Genomic DNA, 15,102 nt, shown 5'->3' with positions numbered 1-15,102 from the left:
GACTTTCCGTCAGGAACCGGTAACCAGGAGGTCAGGATAACGGCCTGCCGCACTCCCTGTGACCCGAACGTCACACGCGCCCCTGGCGGATCCCGGTCACCGTACGCCGGGCAGGCCCCGGCGGGCCCGCCGGCGGCGGTACAGACTCGCGGCGCGGAGGGTGGCGTCGAGGGAGAACCGGGCGTCCGCGTTCTCGAGGCTGTCGCCGAGGTAGCTCTCCAACTGGCGGAGCCGGTACCGGACGGTCTGCGGATGGATCTTCAGCCGCTCCCCGATGTCGACGGCGGTCGCCCGGGTGGTGACGGATTCGGTGAGCGTCTCGACGAGGCGCTTGCGCTGCCCCTCCGACACGTCCTGGAGTGGTTCCAGATGCCGGCGGGTGAGCTCCTCGACCAGCGGCGGATCGGAGAGCAGCCACATGGTCATGAGGTGGTCCTCGCAGGGGATGAGGGAGCCGTCCTGGATGATGCCCTCCTCGGCGAGGTCGAGGACGCGGCGGGCCCAGCGCAGCGAGTGGGCGGCCCGTTCCAGCGGCAGGGTGAGGCCGAGGACGCAGCTGGCGTCCGGCAGCGCGGCGCGCAGCATGTTCCGCCGGTCGGCGGTGAGCGGCCCGGGGACGAGCAGGCACGGTTCCGCCGAGTCGAAGTCGGTGAGGATGTCGGTGTCGAGCGCGGAGCGGGTGCAGGGCGCCTCGGGGTGGACGGCGACGAGGGTGGCCTCGGCCGGCAGCGGCCACCAGCCGGTGGACTTGGCGAGGTCCTCGATGGCCTCGGGGACGACGGCGGGCCGCTGCAGGATCAGATGCAGCAGCCGGCGCCGCTCCTCACGGCGGCGCAGGTCGGCGTGCCCGGTGGCCTGCTGGTAGCCGAGGCGGGCCTGTGCGACGGATTCCTCGAGGTAGACGAGCATGGCGTCGACGGCGGCGGACACGACGAAGGTGGGGACCTGCGCGCGCTCGGCGAGGACGGCCGTCCGGCGCCACGCGACGTGGAAGGCGATCCGGGCCGCGGCCTGGAGGTGGTCGAGGCTGCGCCCCTCGATGGCCTCGAAGCGGCCGAGGGCGCGGCAGGTCTCGTCGCGCTGGTCGGTGGAGGCGTCCGGATCGGAGATCCGGTCCAGGAAGGTCGGCAGCAGGATGTCGGCGCAGAGCCGGAGGGTCTGGTCGTAGGCGGGATCGGGCCGGTCGTACTCCGGGATGCTGCGCTTGATCTCGGTGACGATCTCGTTCGTGACGTCGGACAGTTCCGCGCGCAGCAGGCCGAGGAATTCCTGGAAGTCAGTCTGACTCCGGTCGTGTTCAGACAAATCTAATGCCTGCGACATGGGAAAGTGAACCTCCACATCGAGCCGGCCGGGCGCCGTGGCGCCGTCCTGGTGGCGGCGCTGGATGGGGTGTGCCGGACGGGAGGCGAACACCCTGGAATGAAATCGATAACACCGTGAACATAAAGTCGCCAGTCGGCGGTGGCAAGGGCCTGCGGTTCGATCGTCCGCACGGCCGCGCGTCTTTGCTCGTGATGTGACAAGAACGACGTTCGGTTGCTGGGCCGGTGATGAAACTGGTTGCCCGCACGGGCGGACGGGCCGCCGACCGATCCTATGTTACTTGCTGGTAGTCAACGGCTGACGGTTTGAGAGAGAGGGAGGACTAAGTCGGTGACAAATTTCTGAGGCCATTTACCGAATTGTGCCGAAGAGCCTGCGATCTCCTATTGAATGCTGCGTCTAGTGCGCCGTAATGTCCTCGAAACCTCTCTACCTAGCGCGAGCGGTGGTGTCGTGGGAATTGAAGTGGTCGTCGAGGGGCTGACGAAAGTCTTCGGCCGGCAGACGATCTGGCGTGATGTCACGCTCACTCTTCCGCCCGGTGAGGTGAGCGTGCTGCTGGGCCCCTCCGGCACCGGCAAGACCGTCTTCCTCAAGTCGCTCGTCGGGCTGCTCAAGCCGGAGGAGGGCCGCGTCCTCATCGGCGGGGTCGACATGGTCAACGACCGCGACCGCGAGGTGTTCGAGGCGCGCAAGCGGTTCGGGCTGATGTTCCAGGACGGCGCGCTCTTCGGCTCGCTGCCGCTGTTCGACAACATCGCGTTCCCGCTCCGCGAGCACACCCGCAAGAAGGAGTCCGAGATCCGGCGGATCGTGATGGAGCGGATGGAGATGGTCGGCCTCACCGGCGAGGAGCGCAAACTGCCCGGCCAGATCTCCGGCGGCATGCGCAAGCGCGCCGGCCTCGCCCGCGCGCTCGTCCTCGACCCGGAGATCATTCTGTGCGACGAGCCCGACTCCGGCCTGGACCCCGTCCGCACGGCGCACATCTCCCAGTTGCTGATCGACGTCAACGCGCGGATCGACGCGACGATGCTGATCGTCACGCACAACATCGACATCGCCGCGACCGTCCCGGACAACATCGGCATGCTGTACCGCCGCGACCTCATCGCGTTCGGCCCCCGCGAGGCACTGCTGACCAGCGACGAGCCGGCCGTCCTGCAGTTCCTGCACGGCGACACGCGCGGACCGATCGGCATGTCGGAGGAGAAGGACGCCGCGCTGCTCGCCGCCGAGGCCGCCGGCCCCGCGCCCGTCCAACGCACCCTGGAGATCCCGCCGCAGCTGCGCCCCACGCCCGGGGCGCCGCCCCGGCAGGGCGAGCTGCGGCACGCGCGGCGCCTCGACGAGATGATGCCGCTCCTCTCCCGCCGGGCGCAGGAGGCGATCTACGCCAACCGCAGGCACGCGCCGGAGGGCGGCGTCCCCGATGCGAACTGACCGCCCTCGAACCGACCAGCCGACCGCACCGCGCGGCGACGCGTGCGTGCCCGAGGAAGGAGACGCGCGTGGCGGCACCTGATTCCGCCGTTCCCGGCGCCGGCGCACTGCGCCAGACCGGGCGGCTCTTCGCGCTCGCCGCGACGGTGCTGGCGCTGTCGTTCCGGCGCCCGTTCCAGCTCCGCGAGCTGGTCCAGCAGTTCTGGTTCATCGCGTCGGTGTCGATCCTGCCGACCGCGCTCGTGTCGATCCCGTTCGGCGCGGTCATCTCGCTCCAGGTCGGGTCGCTGGCCAAGCAGCTCGGCGCGCAGTCGCTCACCGGTGGGGCGAGCGTCCTCGCCGTCGTGCAGCAGGCCAGCCCGCTGATCGTGGCGCTGCTGATCTCCGGCGCGGCCGGGTCGGCGATCTGCGCGGACCTCGGCTCCCGGACGATCCGCGAGGAGATGGACGCGATGGAGGTGATGGGGGTCTCGCCCATCCAGCGCCTCGTGGTCCCGCGCGTCCTCGCCTGCATGGCGGTCGCGGTGCTGCTGAACGGCCTGGTCTCCGTCGTCGGGGTCGCGGGCGGCTACTTCTTCAACGTGCTGCTGCAGGACGGGACGCCCGGCGCCTACCTCGCCTCGTTCTCCGCGCTCGCGCAGCTGCCCGACCTGTACATCGGCGAGTTCAAAGCGCTGATCTTCGGATTCATCGCCGGCGTGGTGGCCGCCTACCGCGGCCTCAACCCGAACCCCGGCCCGAAGGGCGTCGGGGACGCGGTCAACCAGTCGGTCGTCATCACGTTCCTGATGCTGTTCTTCGTCAACCTCGTGCTGACGGCCATCTATTTGCAGGTCGTCCCCCCGAAGGGAGCGTGACATGGCGGTCCCCGGGGTTCGCCGCCTCCGCCCGGTGAAGCTGGTCTCCTGGCTGGACCAGCCCGGCGACCAGCTCGGCTTCTACGTCCGGGCGCTGCTGTGGACGCCGCGCGCGCTGCGCCGCTACCTGCGCGAGTCGCTGCGGCTGCTCGGCGAGGTCGCGTTCGGCAGCGGCGCGCTCGCCGTCATCGGCGGCACCGTCGGCGTGATGATCGGCATGACGGTGTTCACGGGCGTCGTCGTCGGCCTGTCCGGCTACGCCGCGCTCGACCAGATCGGGTCGGCGGCGTTCACCGGGTTCGTGTCGGCGTACTTCAACACCCGCGAGATCGCCCCCCTGGTGTCCGGGCTGGCGCTGTCGGCGACGGTCGGCGCCGGGTTCACCGCGCAGCTCGGCGCGATGCGGATCAACGAGGAGATCGACGCGCTGGAGGGCATGGGCATCCAGTCGGTGCCCTACCTGGTCACCACCCGGATCATCGCGGGCACCGTCGCGATCGTCCCGCTGTACGGCATCGGGCTGCTCAGCTCCTATCTGGCCTCCAGACAGGTGACGCTCTGGTTCAACGGGCAGTCGGCCGGTACCTACGACCACTACTTCAACATCTTCCTCGCCCCGGAGGACGTGCTGCTCTCGTTCGCCAAGGTGCTGATCTTCAGCGTGATGGTGGTGCTCGCGCACTGCTACTACGGCTACCGCGCGGTCGGCGGCCCCGCCGGCGTGGGCGTCGCCGTCGGCCGCGCGGTCCGCACCGCGATCGTGCTGATCAGCGTGACGGACTTCTTCGCCAGCCTCGCCATCTGGGGTGCCACGACCACCGTGAAGGTGACGGGCTGACATGGGCCGATCTGACATGGGGTGGATCTGACATGAGGTGGATCTGACATGGCCCGGCGAACCACCCGGCACGTGGTCGGGCAGCGCCTCACCGGGGTGGCGTTCCTGCTCGTCCCGGCGCTGCTGGTCTGGCTGTCGATCGCGATCTACGACAAGCAGTTCACCGACGCGACGATGGTGACGCTGCGCACCTCGACGGCCGGGCACGAGATGCACGCGATGGCGGACGTGAAGGTCCGCGGCGTCGTCGTCGGCGAGGTCCGGTCCATCACGGCGGACGGGGCCGGCGCGAAGCTGGAGTTGGCCCTGAAACCGGGGCTGACCGACCGGATCCCGGCGGACGTCCAGGCGCGGCTGCTGCCGACGACGGTGTTCGGCGCCCGGTTCGTCTCGCTCGTCCCACCGCCCGGGTCGGCGGGACGGCCGATCGCCGACGGCGACGTGATCTCCGAGGACCGCAGCCGGAACGCGGTGGAGCTGTCGGAGGTCCTCAACCACACGATGGACCTGCTCGACACCATCCAGCCGGCGAAGCTCTCGGCGACGCTGAACGCCATGGCGCGGGCGCTGGAAGGGCGCGGCGACCAGATCGGCCGCAACTTCGAGCAGCTCGACGCGTTCCTGACCAAGCTCAACCCGGAGGTGCCGGCGCTCGCCCGCAACCTCCAGGAGCTGGCGGCGTTCACCCAGCACGCCTCCGACGCGGCGCCCGACCTGCTTCAGGCGCTCACGGACTTCACGGTCACCAGCCGGACGATCGCCGACCAGCGCACCGCTCTCGCGACCCTGTACGACGCGGTGTCGGGATCGTCCGCCGACCTCGAGGACTTCCTGCGCGCCAACTCCGGCAACATCATCGCGCTGGCGACCGAGAGCCGGGGGAGCCTGGACCTGATGCGCCGCTACGCCCCGGCCGCGCCCTGCACGTTCCGCGCGCTCGCCGGCTTCATCCCGACGATGAACAAGGTCCTTGGCAAGGGCACGGACGAGCACGGCGTCCACGGCGTGGTCGTGCCGGTCACGAGCAAGGGCCGCTACGTCCCGGGCAGGGACGCCCCCCGCTACGACGGTGGCGGCGGGCCGCGCTGCCCGAGCGTCCCCTACCTCGGGACCGGGGGCGGGGTGCGGGTGCTGCCCGCCGGCGGCGCGCCCGGGCAGGGCGGCGCGGCCGGCAGCGGCCTCGGCCCCGCGAACTCGGCGTCGGAGAACGACCTGGTCAACGAGCTTGCCGGGGCGCCGCTGGACGAGGTCCCCGAGGAGCTGCCGGACTGGTCCAGCGTGCTGGTCGGGCCGATCTACCGGGGCACGGAGGTGACGGTGAAATGAGGCTCACCGGTCAGGGGATCAAGGGCATGGGGTTCCCCCTCGTCAGCTCGCTGATCTTCATCGTTGTCACGGTGCTGGCGACCGCGCTGCTGGCGTCCAGCATCACCGGCGCCACCAGCGGGGACCGCGTCACCTACTACGCCAAGTTCACCGACGTGGCCGGGCTCCATCCGGGGCACGGCGTGCGGATCGCGGGCGTCGAGGTCGGCCAGGTCGAGGAGATCAAGGTCAGCGACCGCCGGCTCGCCCGGGTGAAGATCTCCGTCGACCGGGACCGGCGGATCCCCGCGTCGGCGACCGCCGCCGTCAAGTACCTGAACCTGGTCGGCGGACGGTACGTCTCCCTCGGCCAGGGCACCGGCTCGCCCGGCCGGGTACTGGAGCCCGGCGGGACGATCCCGGTCGAGCACACCGCCGGGACGCTCAACCTCACCCAGCTGTTCCAGGGGTTCCAGCCGCTCATGCAGGCGCTGTCGCCCGGGGACGCCAACAAGCTCTCGGAGTCGGTCGTCAAGGTGCTCCAGGGCGAGAGCGGCACCGTGGAGAGCCTGCTGCGCACCGTCGGAGAGCTGACGAGCACGCTCGCCGCCAAGGACAAGGTGATCGGCCAGCTCATCGCGAACCTCGACAGCGTCGTCCAGACCATCAACGGGCGGGACCGGCAGCTCGTCGACCTGGTCACCACGCTGCGCCGGTTCACCTCCGGCCTCGCCACCGACCGCGTCCCGATCGGCGAGGCGCTCGGGTCGATCGCCGACCTCACCACCGCCACCGCCGGGCTGCTCCAGGTCACGCGGGACCCGCTGAAGGACGACATCGTCCAGCTCGGCCGGCTCAGCGACAACCTCAACCGTGACGAGCCGCTGCTGACGCGCTTCCTCCAGCGCTCGCCCGGGAAGATGGCGACCTTCGGCCGCCTGGCCTCCTACGGCTCGTGGGTGAACTTCTACCAGTGCGAGGTGAAGTTGATCGGCGTCAGCTACGCGGGCTCCGACCTGTCGAACCAGCCGCCGCCGACCGGCCTGCCCATCAAGGACGCGAGGTGCCGCGGATGACGCCCCCGACCCCGCCCCCCGGCGGCCCGCCCCCCGGCGGCCCGCCCCCCGTCCCCCCGGCGGGCGGGCCGCCTCCGCCGCTGCCGCGCGCCCTGCCGCGCCCGAAGCGGGGCCGGCCGCGGCTGAAGCCGTTGCGCGACCGCGACCCGATCGGGGTGGCGGCCGTCGGCATCGTGATCCTGCTCGTCCTCGGCACGCTCGCCTACCGCGCCGACCGGCTGCCGCTCGTCGGCGGCGGGACGACCTACAGCGCGTACTTCTCCGAGGCCGCCGGGCTGGACCCCGGCCAGGAGGTCCGTGTCGCCGGGGTGAAGGTCGGCAAGGTCACCGGCGTGTCGCTCAAGGGGAACAAGGTCAAGGTCACGTTCCGGGTGAAGGACACCTGGGTCGGGAACGCGACCCGCGCCACCATCATGATCAAGACGCTGCTGGGGTCGAAGTACCTCCAGCTGGACCCGCTCGGCTACCGCAGGCAGAACCCGCGGGAGCCGATCCCGCTCGACCGGACCGTGGCCCCCTACGACGTCACGACGGCGTTCCAGGACCTCGGCCGGACGTTCGAGCAGCTCGACACGACCCGGCTCGCGCGGAGCCTGGAGACGATCTCCACGACGTTCGAGGACACCCCGGCCAGCGTCCGGGTCGCGCTGCACGGCCTGTCGGCGCTGTCCAACACGATCGCGTCGCGGGACGCCGAGCTGTCCCGGCTGCTCGCCGGGACCAAGCAGCTGTCCGGCACGATCGCCGCGCAGAACTCCCAGTTCGAGACGCTCTTCAAGGACGGCAACCTGCTGCTCGGCGAGCTGCGCCGGCGGCGCGACGCCATCCACGCGCTGCTCGTCGGCACGCAGCGGCTCGGCACGGAGCTGGCCGGCCTCGTCGACGACAACCGCCGCACGCTGGGCCCGACGCTCGTGTCCCTGGAGCGGGTCGTCGGCGTCCTCCAACGCAACCAGAAGAACCTGGAGCGCGTGCTGACGACGGCCACGCCCTACATCCGCGTCCTCGGCAACGCGACGGGCAACGGCCGCTGGGTGGACGGCTACCTGTGCGGGACCGTCCCCGAGGAGTACCTGGTGAACGGCAGGTGGCAACCGGAGGACCCGGACCGCTGCAAGCCGCCGCACCTGACGGGAGGGCGGTGACATGGCGTCCTCCTCGACGCGCCCGGTGAGGCTGCCGAAGCTCGGCTCGCCGATCCGCGACCACCGGACGCGGGTGCTGCAAGCGCTCGTCACGGTGTTCGTCCTGCTGGTCGCGATCGCGCTGGTCCCCTTCGTGAGCGGCGGGCCGACGCACCGGATCACCGCGTACTTCGCCACCGCGATCGGCGTCTACCCCGGCTCCGACATCCGCGTCCTCGGCGTGAAGGTCGGCTCGATCGACTCCGTCGAACCGCTCGGCGACAAGGTCAAGGTCGATATGCGGGTGGACGACGACATCGACGTCCCCGCCGGTGCCCGCGCCGTCGTCATCGCGCCGAACCTGGTGTCGGACCGGTACATCCAGCTCGACCCCGCCTACGGCGGCGGCCCGAAGATGGCCGACGGCGCGTCCATCGACGTGAGCAACACCGCGACCCCGCTGGAACTCGACCAGCTCTACGCCGCGGTCCGGAAGATCTCGGGCGACCTCGGCCCGCGGGGGGTGAACGCGCAGGGCGCCCTGTCGGACGTCATCCGGGTCGGCGCCGCCAACCTCGGCGGCAACGGACAGGCGCTCAACACCATGATCTCCGACCTCGGCAAGGCGTCGCAGACGCTCGCCGGCAACAGCGGCGACCTGTACGCGACCATCGCCAACCTCAACAAGTTCAGCGAGATGCTCCGCGCCAACGACGGGCGGATCCGCCTCGCCGAGAACCAGCTCGCCGAGGTGAGCGGGTTCCTCGCCGCCGACCGCGACGAGCTCGGCGCGGCCCTGCGCAACCTCGCGCTGGCGCTCGCCGAGGTGAAGGGGTTCATCCAGGACAACCGCGCGGCGCTGAAACGGAACGTCGGCAAGCTCTCGGACGTCACCCAGGTCCTGGTCGACCAGCGGGCGTCCCTCGCCGAGCTCATCGACACCGCGCCGCTCGTGACGCAGAACGCCCTGAGCGCCTACGACCCGAAGACGCGGACGCTGATGGCGCGCGGCAACCTCCTGGAGATCACCAAGGCGTTCGGCAGCCTGGACCAGCCGGGCGTCGACCCGATCGCCGCCGACCAGCGGCCGGTGTGCGCCGCGGCGGCGTCCGCCACGCGGACGCTCCGCGAGCAGTGCGACCGGCTGAAGAGGGGCGGACTGGTCGCGGTGGCGCCGAACCGGGAGACCGGCCTGCCGGCGCTGCCGCTGCCGCCCGCGGGCAAGATCTACGCCGGCACCGGCGGGAAGGCGGACCACTGATGCGCACGCCCAAGCTCGTCGCCGCCCTGGCCGCCGGCGTCGTCCTGACGGCGGGCTGCTCGGTGCGGCTGGAGGACGTCCCGCTGCCCGGCGGCGCCGACCTCGGCGACCACCCCTACACGGTGAAGGTGCGGTTCGAGGACGTGCTGAACCTGGTCCCGCAGGCCGCCGTCCGTGTCAACGACGTCCCGGTCGGGCGGGTGAAGAAGGTGTCGCTGCCGAAGGGGGCGTGGCAGGCGGAGGTGACGCTCGCCGTGAACGGTGACGTGCACCTGCCCGCGAACGCGACCGCCAACCTGGAGCAGTCGAGCCTGCTGGGGGAGAAGTACGTCAAGCTCGCCGCGCCGACGACGGCGCCGTCCCCGCAGCGGCTCTCCGACGGCGCCGTGATCCCGGCGTCCCGGACGACGCGCAACGCCGACACCGAGGAGGTGTTCGGCGCGCTGTCACTGCTGCTGTCGGGCGGCGGGCTCCCGCAGATCCGGACCATCAACCGGGAGTTGAACCAGGCGCTCAACGGGCGTGAGGACAAGGTCCGGTCCGCGCTGCGGAACCTCGACACCTTCACCGGCACGCTCAACCGGAACCGGCAGTCGATCGTGGACGCGCTCGACGGGCTGAACCGGCTGTCGTCCACGGTCAGAGCCCGCAACGGGCAGGTCGGGACCGTCCTGGACGACCTGTCGCCCGGCCTGAAGGTGCTGGAGGAGCAGCGCGGTCTGCTCGTCGAGATGCTGCGCCGGCTGGAGAGGCTCTCGGACGTCGCCGTCAAGACGATCAACGCCAGTAAGGAGGACACGGCCGCGAACCTGCGCTCTCTGGCGGTCGTCCTGCGCAAGCTCGCCGACTCCGGCCGCGACCTGCCGAAGTCCCTGGAGATCCTGCTGACCTACCCGTTCACCGACGAGGCGCTCAAGGCGATCAAGGGCGACTACCTCAACGGCTACGTCACCGTCATCGCCGCCCCCGGCTTCGACTGCGTCGTTCCGCCGGTGAAGGAGGAGGGGCCGTTCGAGGGCCTCGACGACGAGGAGGGGGCGCAGGCGCGCGCCCTCGCCGCGACGCCCACGGTCCCCGGCCCGCAGCCGGCGCCCTGCCCGGACACGGCGGCGGGTCGCGGCTCCGGGGCCGCCGTGTCCGGCGCCGGGACTCCCACCACGGGGACTCCGCCCACCGGGACCCCCACCACGGGAACGCCGCAACCGGGAACGCCGCGACCGGTGACGCCGAGCCGGGCACCCGGGAACGGGAGTCCGGGCAGCGAGCCCGCCCTTCCGCTGCCGACGCTCGGGGAGGGGAACTGACATGCTGACCCTGGTCACCCGCATAAAGATCGCCGCGTTCGCCGTCATCGCGATCGTCGTGATCGCCTACATCGGCGTCAACTACGCCGACGTCGGCCGCTACGTCGGGCTGCGCGGGTACTACACCGTCCGGCTCGACCTGCCCAGCACCGGCGGACTCTTCGAAGGGTCCGCGGTGTCCTACCGGGGCGTCACCGTCGGCAAGGTCGGCAAGCTCGACCTGACGCGGGACGGCGTCATCGCCGAACTCCGGATCGACGACTCGGCGCCGGACATCCCGCGCGACCTCCAGGCGATCGTCGCGAACCGCTCCGCGGTCGGCGAGCAGTACGTCGACCTGCGGCCCCGCGCCGACACCGGGCCCTATCTGGCCCAGGGCACCACGATCCCGCGCAGCGTCACCACCACCCCGGCGCCGGTCGACGAGACGCTCAAGAGCGTCAACGACTTCACCGCCTCCCTCCCGCTGAACGACACCAGGATCCTCATCGACGAGCTGGGGCTGGCGTTCGCCGGGCAGGGCCCGCACCTCCAGCAGCTCCTCGACACGAGCGCCCGGTTCATCTCGGCGTCCGACGCGGCCTTCCCCGAAACGCGCGCTCTGATCCACAACGGGGAGGCGGTGCTGCGGACGCAGAACGAGATGTCGGGGGCGTTCAAGGCGTTCGCGACCGACTCCAGCCTGCTCGCGAGGCGGCTCCGCGACTCCGACGCCGATCTGCGCGAGCTGATCACGGCCGGGCCCGGCGCGGCGGCCGAACTGTCGGGCCTGCTCCACGACCTGGACCCGAGCCTCGGCGTGCTGCTGGCGAACCTTCTCACGACCGCCCGCGTGGCCGAGCCTCGCCAGGCCGCCATCGAGGAGATGCTGGCCAATCTCCCGCGGGTCGCGGCGATCGGCCCCAGCATCGTGGACGGGGGCAAGCTCCGGATGGGGCTGGTCACCACGTTCTTCAACCCGCAGCCCTGCACGCGCGGTTACGGCAAGACCAGATACCGCGACGGCCTCACCCTGTCGCCCGCCCCGTTCAACACCGACGCGCACTGCGCGGAGAGCCCGAGCAGCGGCATCAACGTGCGCGGCACCGCCAACGCGCCGCGCAAGGGCGTCCCGGCGCCGGCCAAGCCGGGCGCGCTGAGCGGCCCGGAGGCGACCGGCCTGCTCGCCTCGCTCGGCTTGGCCGGGCTGGCGCAGCAGCAGGCGCCGTCCGGCGACCTCGCCGCCCTCCTCGGGCTCGGGGGCGCTCCGTGACCGTCGTGGCGGCCGTGCTGCGCAAGCCGACCTGGATGATCCGCTGGATCCGTCCGGCCGGCTACGCCCTCACGGCCGCCGCCGCCGTCCTCCTGCTGCTGTCGCTCTGGTCTCTGTTCCAGTCCGGACGGGGCGCGGACCACGACCTCGCCGCCGCGCGGGACGACGTGAGCCAGACCGCCGTCCGCGATCTGGCGCTGATCAACAGCATCGACCCCAAGGTGGCGGAGCTGGACATGACGCACTGGCTGGACGTCGCCACCGGCCCGTTCGCCGACGCACTGAAACGCGACATCCCGGGCGCACGAGCGAGGTTCGCCGGGCAGAAGGCCCCCTCGCACGGACGGGTCACCGCACTCGCCGTCACCGCACTCGACCGGTCGGCGGGCGAGGCGACCGTCCTCGCCTCCGTCCGGATCTTCACCGAGCCCGCCGGTGACGCCGCCCAGGGCACCGAGCAGCGCAAACGCTACGAGGTCGGGATGCGGAGGATCGGTGGGGTGTGGAAGATCAGCTCGCTGAGAGCGCTGGCGCCCGGGGGGAGCGGCCCGTGAGCATCACCGAGGAGCGCCCCGCGCGCCGCGACCCCGCCCCGCGGAAGAAGGAGGCCGTCCGGCGCACGCTCGTCTCCGGACTCAAGCGGGCGGCCGGGCTCGGGTGGCCAGTGGCCCTCGCGCTGGCGCTGTGCCTGTCCGCCCTCGCCGTCGACGCCTGGGCCGGCAGGCGGAGCGAGCGGTCCCCGGCCGCCAACCGCGCACTCGTCGACAAGGCCCGGACCGCTGCGGTCGTCGCCGACGTCTCGGCGAAGGTCGCGCGGATCTTCACCTACTCCCACATCGACCCGGCGGCCACCGAACGCGCCGCGAACGAGGCCCTCACCGGCCGCGCCGTCGGTGACTACCGCGAACTGTTCGGCCTCGTGAAGCAGAACGCGCCGGTCATGAAGCTCGCCCTCACCACGAAGGTCGCGAAGGCCGGTCTGATCAGACTCTCCCGTGACGGGACGGCGGTCCTGCTGGTCCTGCTCGACCAGCAGGCCACCCGCGGCGGCAAGGCGACCGGTCCGCCGGTCGCTGCCCAGCTCATCGTCACGGCCCGCGACGACCACGGCTGGCGCATCAGCGACCTCCGGGCCGCCTGAAAAGAAGGGGTGGACTCAGGTGACCGAGACCAGGACCAAGACCGCCGGCCCGGTGGCCGACGAGCGCGAGGCGCGGGCGGACGAGCCCGAGACCCCGGCCGGCGAACCGCTCGGACCGGAACCGTCCGCGGACCACGCGGCCGAGACTCCAGAGCCCGCGGGAGAGGAGGCCGCCGAGGACCCGGAGCCGTCGCCGTCCGAGGAGGAGACCGGTGAGGCGCCGGCCGCCGGGCCGCCGGCGAAGGACGCGGCCGACCGGCCCCGGCGCCGCCTCTCCAAGGATCCGCTGATCCGGATCGCGTCGCTCGTGACGCTGATCGCGGCCGGTGCCGCCGCGTGGTTCGGCTGGTCGTACCACACGGCGTCCGGCGACGACTCGATGGCCTACGCCGCCGAACGGGATCGGGTGCTCGCCGTGGCCGGCCAGGAGATCGTCAATCTCAACACCCTCGACCACCGGCAGGTCGACGCGGGCCTCAAGGTGTGGCAGGACTCGGCGACCGCGCAACTCTACGACCAGATCGTCCAGGGCCGGGCCCGGCTGAGGACCGAGGTGCAGAAGGCGAAGACGACCAGCACCGCGAAGATCCTCGAATCCGGACTGACCGAACTCGACCCCCGGGCGGGCAAGGCGGCCGTCATCGCCGCCGTCCGCATCACCATCACCGGTGCCGACGGCAGGGCGGTCGACAGCACCCGCCGGTTCGCCGGCCAGCTCACCCGGACCTCGGACGGCTGGAAACTGTCGGCGCTCGGCCAGGCCCCTACCGGCACGCCCTGATCGGGGAGGAGAAACCGAAATGGCATCGATCACTTCGGCCGGACGGTTCGTCCCCGGCACCGCGCGCACCCGCCTGGTCATTCTCCTTGGGGCGCTGACGATAGCGCTCGGTGGAGTGGCCGCCTGGTCGAACGCCCAGGAGCGTGATCTGAGGGGTGCGGCGTCCGCGCAGAACGACGTCCTCAGTGACAATGGCCGTACCGCCGAGGTCAAGGGCCAGGTGACCACGGCCGTCAACACGGTGTTCTCCTACAACTACGCCGACGTGGCCAAGACGGAGAAGGCGGCGCAGGAACTGCTCACCGGAAAAGCCGTCCAGCAGTACAACCAGCTTTTCGCCCTGGTGCGCAAGCAGGCTCCGCAGCAAAAGCAGGTACTCACCACGGCGGTCACCGACTCGGCGGTCAAAACCCTGACCGGCGACCGCGCCCGTCTCCTCGTCTTCGCCGACCAACGCAACACCCGCACCGACACGAACAAGACGAGCTACTCCGCGGCCGTCTTCGCCGTCGACGCCCTGTACGCCGACGGCAAATGGAAGATCTCCGCCATCGACACCCTCGGGGCGTGAGTGGAACAGCATGCCACTGACAGGGGATCTCCGCTTAAAGAATGGCAGGACTGGGCGATACTGAATGGAGTCGACGGTGTTGTTCGGAAGGATCGCCGGCATGGCCCTGACCGCCACCGCGGTCACCGCCACCGCCACCGCTCTCACCACGGCCCCCGCCTGGGCGGCCGGTCACAGCGTCTTCATGCCCGGCGTGCTCTCGCCCTCCACCCAGCCCGTCACTGGAAAGAGCAGCGGTTCCATCGCGCTTGCCACCAGTAGCGGCGGGGTCATGACCTGCGTCGACACGGCCGCTTCGAAGGCTTTGACAACCACCGGAACGGTGAGGGTCGGCGCCGTCGTCACGGACCCTCCGCCCACCGGCTGGCTGACCGGTCTGATGTTCAGCAACTGCACGATCTCCGGCCTGGTCGCCACGGTGACGCCTCAGCCGTGGTCCCTCTCCCTCCCGTACCCGACCGCTTCCGGAGTCACCGCCGCTCAGCTGGGCAACGTCAAGTTCACGGTGAACATCCCCGCCATCCCGTGCTCCGCGACGTTCCAGGGCTCGACCAGTTCCAACGGATACATCAACGGTAAGCACACCAACCCGACGAGCGCGGGAGCCGCCAGCACCCTCTCGCTGCCGGTGGGGTCCCCCAACAACCTCCGCGCGACCGCCGTCTCCGCGACGTGCCCCCTCTCCATCGTCAGGTGGGGTGACCTGGCCGTTTTCGGCGGCGTGATCGAACTGAGGGGTGTCAACTCCACAGCCAACGAGGGCCCGACCATCACGTGAGAGCACGCCTCTGACCAAGAAACCGCCCCCCCGGGGCGCCGGCCA

Annotated in this window: 15 protein-coding genes; 14 read left to right on the top strand and 1 reads right to left on the bottom strand. The window is 71.1% G+C overall.

Annotated features, from left to right (window positions below; translation table 11 throughout):
• Positions 1–96: 96 nt before the first annotated feature.
• Positions 97–1,305 carry a PucR-like N-terminal domain-containing protein gene (locus tag BKA00_RS20850; protein ID WP_185027443.1) on the bottom strand — a complete coding sequence of 403 codons (1,209 nt, stop codon included), beginning with the start codon at positions 1,303–1,305 and terminating at the stop codon, positions 97–99.
• A 474-nt stretch (positions 1,306–1,779) separates the two neighbouring features.
• Here BKA00_RS20850 and BKA00_RS20845 point away from each other — a divergent pair, with 474 nt between their 5' ends.
• The 14 genes from BKA00_RS20845 to BKA00_RS20780 all read left to right on the top strand — a co-directional run bounded on the left by BKA00_RS20845 (position 1,780) and on the right by BKA00_RS20780 (position 15,057).
• Positions 1,780–2,769, top strand: a complete 990-nt coding sequence (locus tag BKA00_RS20845; protein ID WP_185027441.1) for an ATP-binding cassette domain-containing protein — start codon at positions 1,780–1,782, stop codon at positions 2,767–2,769.
• Positions 2,770–2,837: 68 nt separating this feature from the next.
• Positions 2,838–3,626, top strand: a complete 789-nt coding sequence (locus BKA00_RS20840; protein ID WP_179846517.1) for an MlaE family ABC transporter permease — start codon at positions 2,838–2,840, stop codon at positions 3,624–3,626.
• A 1-nt stretch (position 3,627) separates the two neighbouring features.
• Positions 3,628–4,464 (top strand): MlaE family ABC transporter permease, encoded by an 837-nt coding sequence (locus BKA00_RS20835; protein ID WP_089309978.1) that lies wholly within the window; start codon positions 3,628–3,630, stop codon positions 4,462–4,464.
• A 48-nt stretch (positions 4,465–4,512) separates the two neighbouring features.
• The gene (locus tag BKA00_RS20830) at positions 4,513–5,790 is read left to right on the top strand and encodes an MCE family protein (RefSeq protein ID WP_185027439.1); all 1,278 of its coding nucleotides are present in this window, start codon (positions 4,513–4,515) and stop codon (positions 5,788–5,790) included.
• Positions 5,787–6,845 carry an MCE family protein gene (locus BKA00_RS20825; RefSeq protein WP_185027437.1) on the top strand — a complete coding sequence of 353 codons (1,059 nt, stop codon included), beginning with the start codon at positions 5,787–5,789 and terminating at the stop codon, positions 6,843–6,845. Before BKA00_RS20830 ends, BKA00_RS20825 begins: the two co-directional genes overlap by 4 nt.
• Positions 6,842–7,990 (top strand): MCE family protein, encoded by a 1,149-nt coding sequence (locus BKA00_RS20820; protein ID WP_185027435.1) that lies wholly within the window; start codon positions 6,842–6,844, stop codon positions 7,988–7,990. The genes BKA00_RS20825 and BKA00_RS20820 overlap by 4 nt, the downstream gene beginning before the upstream one ends.
• Before the next feature lies 1 nt (position 7,991).
• Complete coding sequence (locus BKA00_RS20815) at positions 7,992–9,230, top strand: MCE family protein (RefSeq protein ID WP_185027433.1); 1,239 nt, start codon at positions 7,992–7,994, stop codon at positions 9,228–9,230.
• On the top strand, positions 9,230–10,534 hold the full coding sequence (locus BKA00_RS20810; protein ID WP_185027431.1) for an MCE family protein: 1,305 nt from the start codon (positions 9,230–9,232) through the stop codon (positions 10,532–10,534). The genes BKA00_RS20815 and BKA00_RS20810 overlap by 1 nt, the downstream gene beginning before the upstream one ends.
• A gap of 1 nt (position 10,535) precedes the next feature.
• Positions 10,536–11,786, top strand: coding sequence for an MlaD family protein (locus tag BKA00_RS20805; protein ID WP_185027429.1), 1,251 nt, complete (start codon positions 10,536–10,538; stop codon positions 11,784–11,786).
• On the top strand, positions 11,783–12,340 hold the full coding sequence (locus BKA00_RS20800) for a hypothetical protein (protein WP_185027427.1): 558 nt from the start codon (positions 11,783–11,785) through the stop codon (positions 12,338–12,340). The genes BKA00_RS20805 and BKA00_RS20800 overlap by 4 nt, the downstream gene beginning before the upstream one ends.
• Positions 12,337–12,927 (top strand): hypothetical protein, encoded by a 591-nt coding sequence (locus BKA00_RS20795; protein WP_185027425.1) that lies wholly within the window; start codon positions 12,337–12,339, stop codon positions 12,925–12,927. Before BKA00_RS20800 ends, BKA00_RS20795 begins: the two co-directional genes overlap by 4 nt.
• Before the next feature lie 19 nt (positions 12,928–12,946).
• On the top strand, positions 12,947–13,708 hold the full coding sequence (locus tag BKA00_RS38320; RefSeq protein WP_221493237.1) for a hypothetical protein: 762 nt from the start codon (positions 12,947–12,949) through the stop codon (positions 13,706–13,708).
• 19 nt (positions 13,709–13,727) lie between these two features.
• On the top strand, positions 13,728–14,279 hold the full coding sequence (locus tag BKA00_RS20785; RefSeq protein WP_185027423.1) for a hypothetical protein: 552 nt from the start codon (positions 13,728–13,730) through the stop codon (positions 14,277–14,279).
• Positions 14,280–14,355: 76 nt separating this feature from the next.
• Positions 14,356–15,057 carry a hypothetical protein gene (locus BKA00_RS20780; RefSeq protein ID WP_185027421.1) on the top strand — a complete coding sequence of 234 codons (702 nt, stop codon included), beginning with the start codon at positions 14,356–14,358 and terminating at the stop codon, positions 15,055–15,057.
• The last annotated feature ends 45 nt before the right edge of the window (positions 15,058–15,102 follow it).

This window comes from Actinomadura coerulea (genome assembly GCF_014208105.1).
GTDB lineage: Bacteria > Actinomycetota > Actinomycetes > Streptosporangiales > Streptosporangiaceae > Spirillospora > Spirillospora coerulea.
This window is presented reverse-complemented; position numbering and strand designations above follow the sequence as displayed.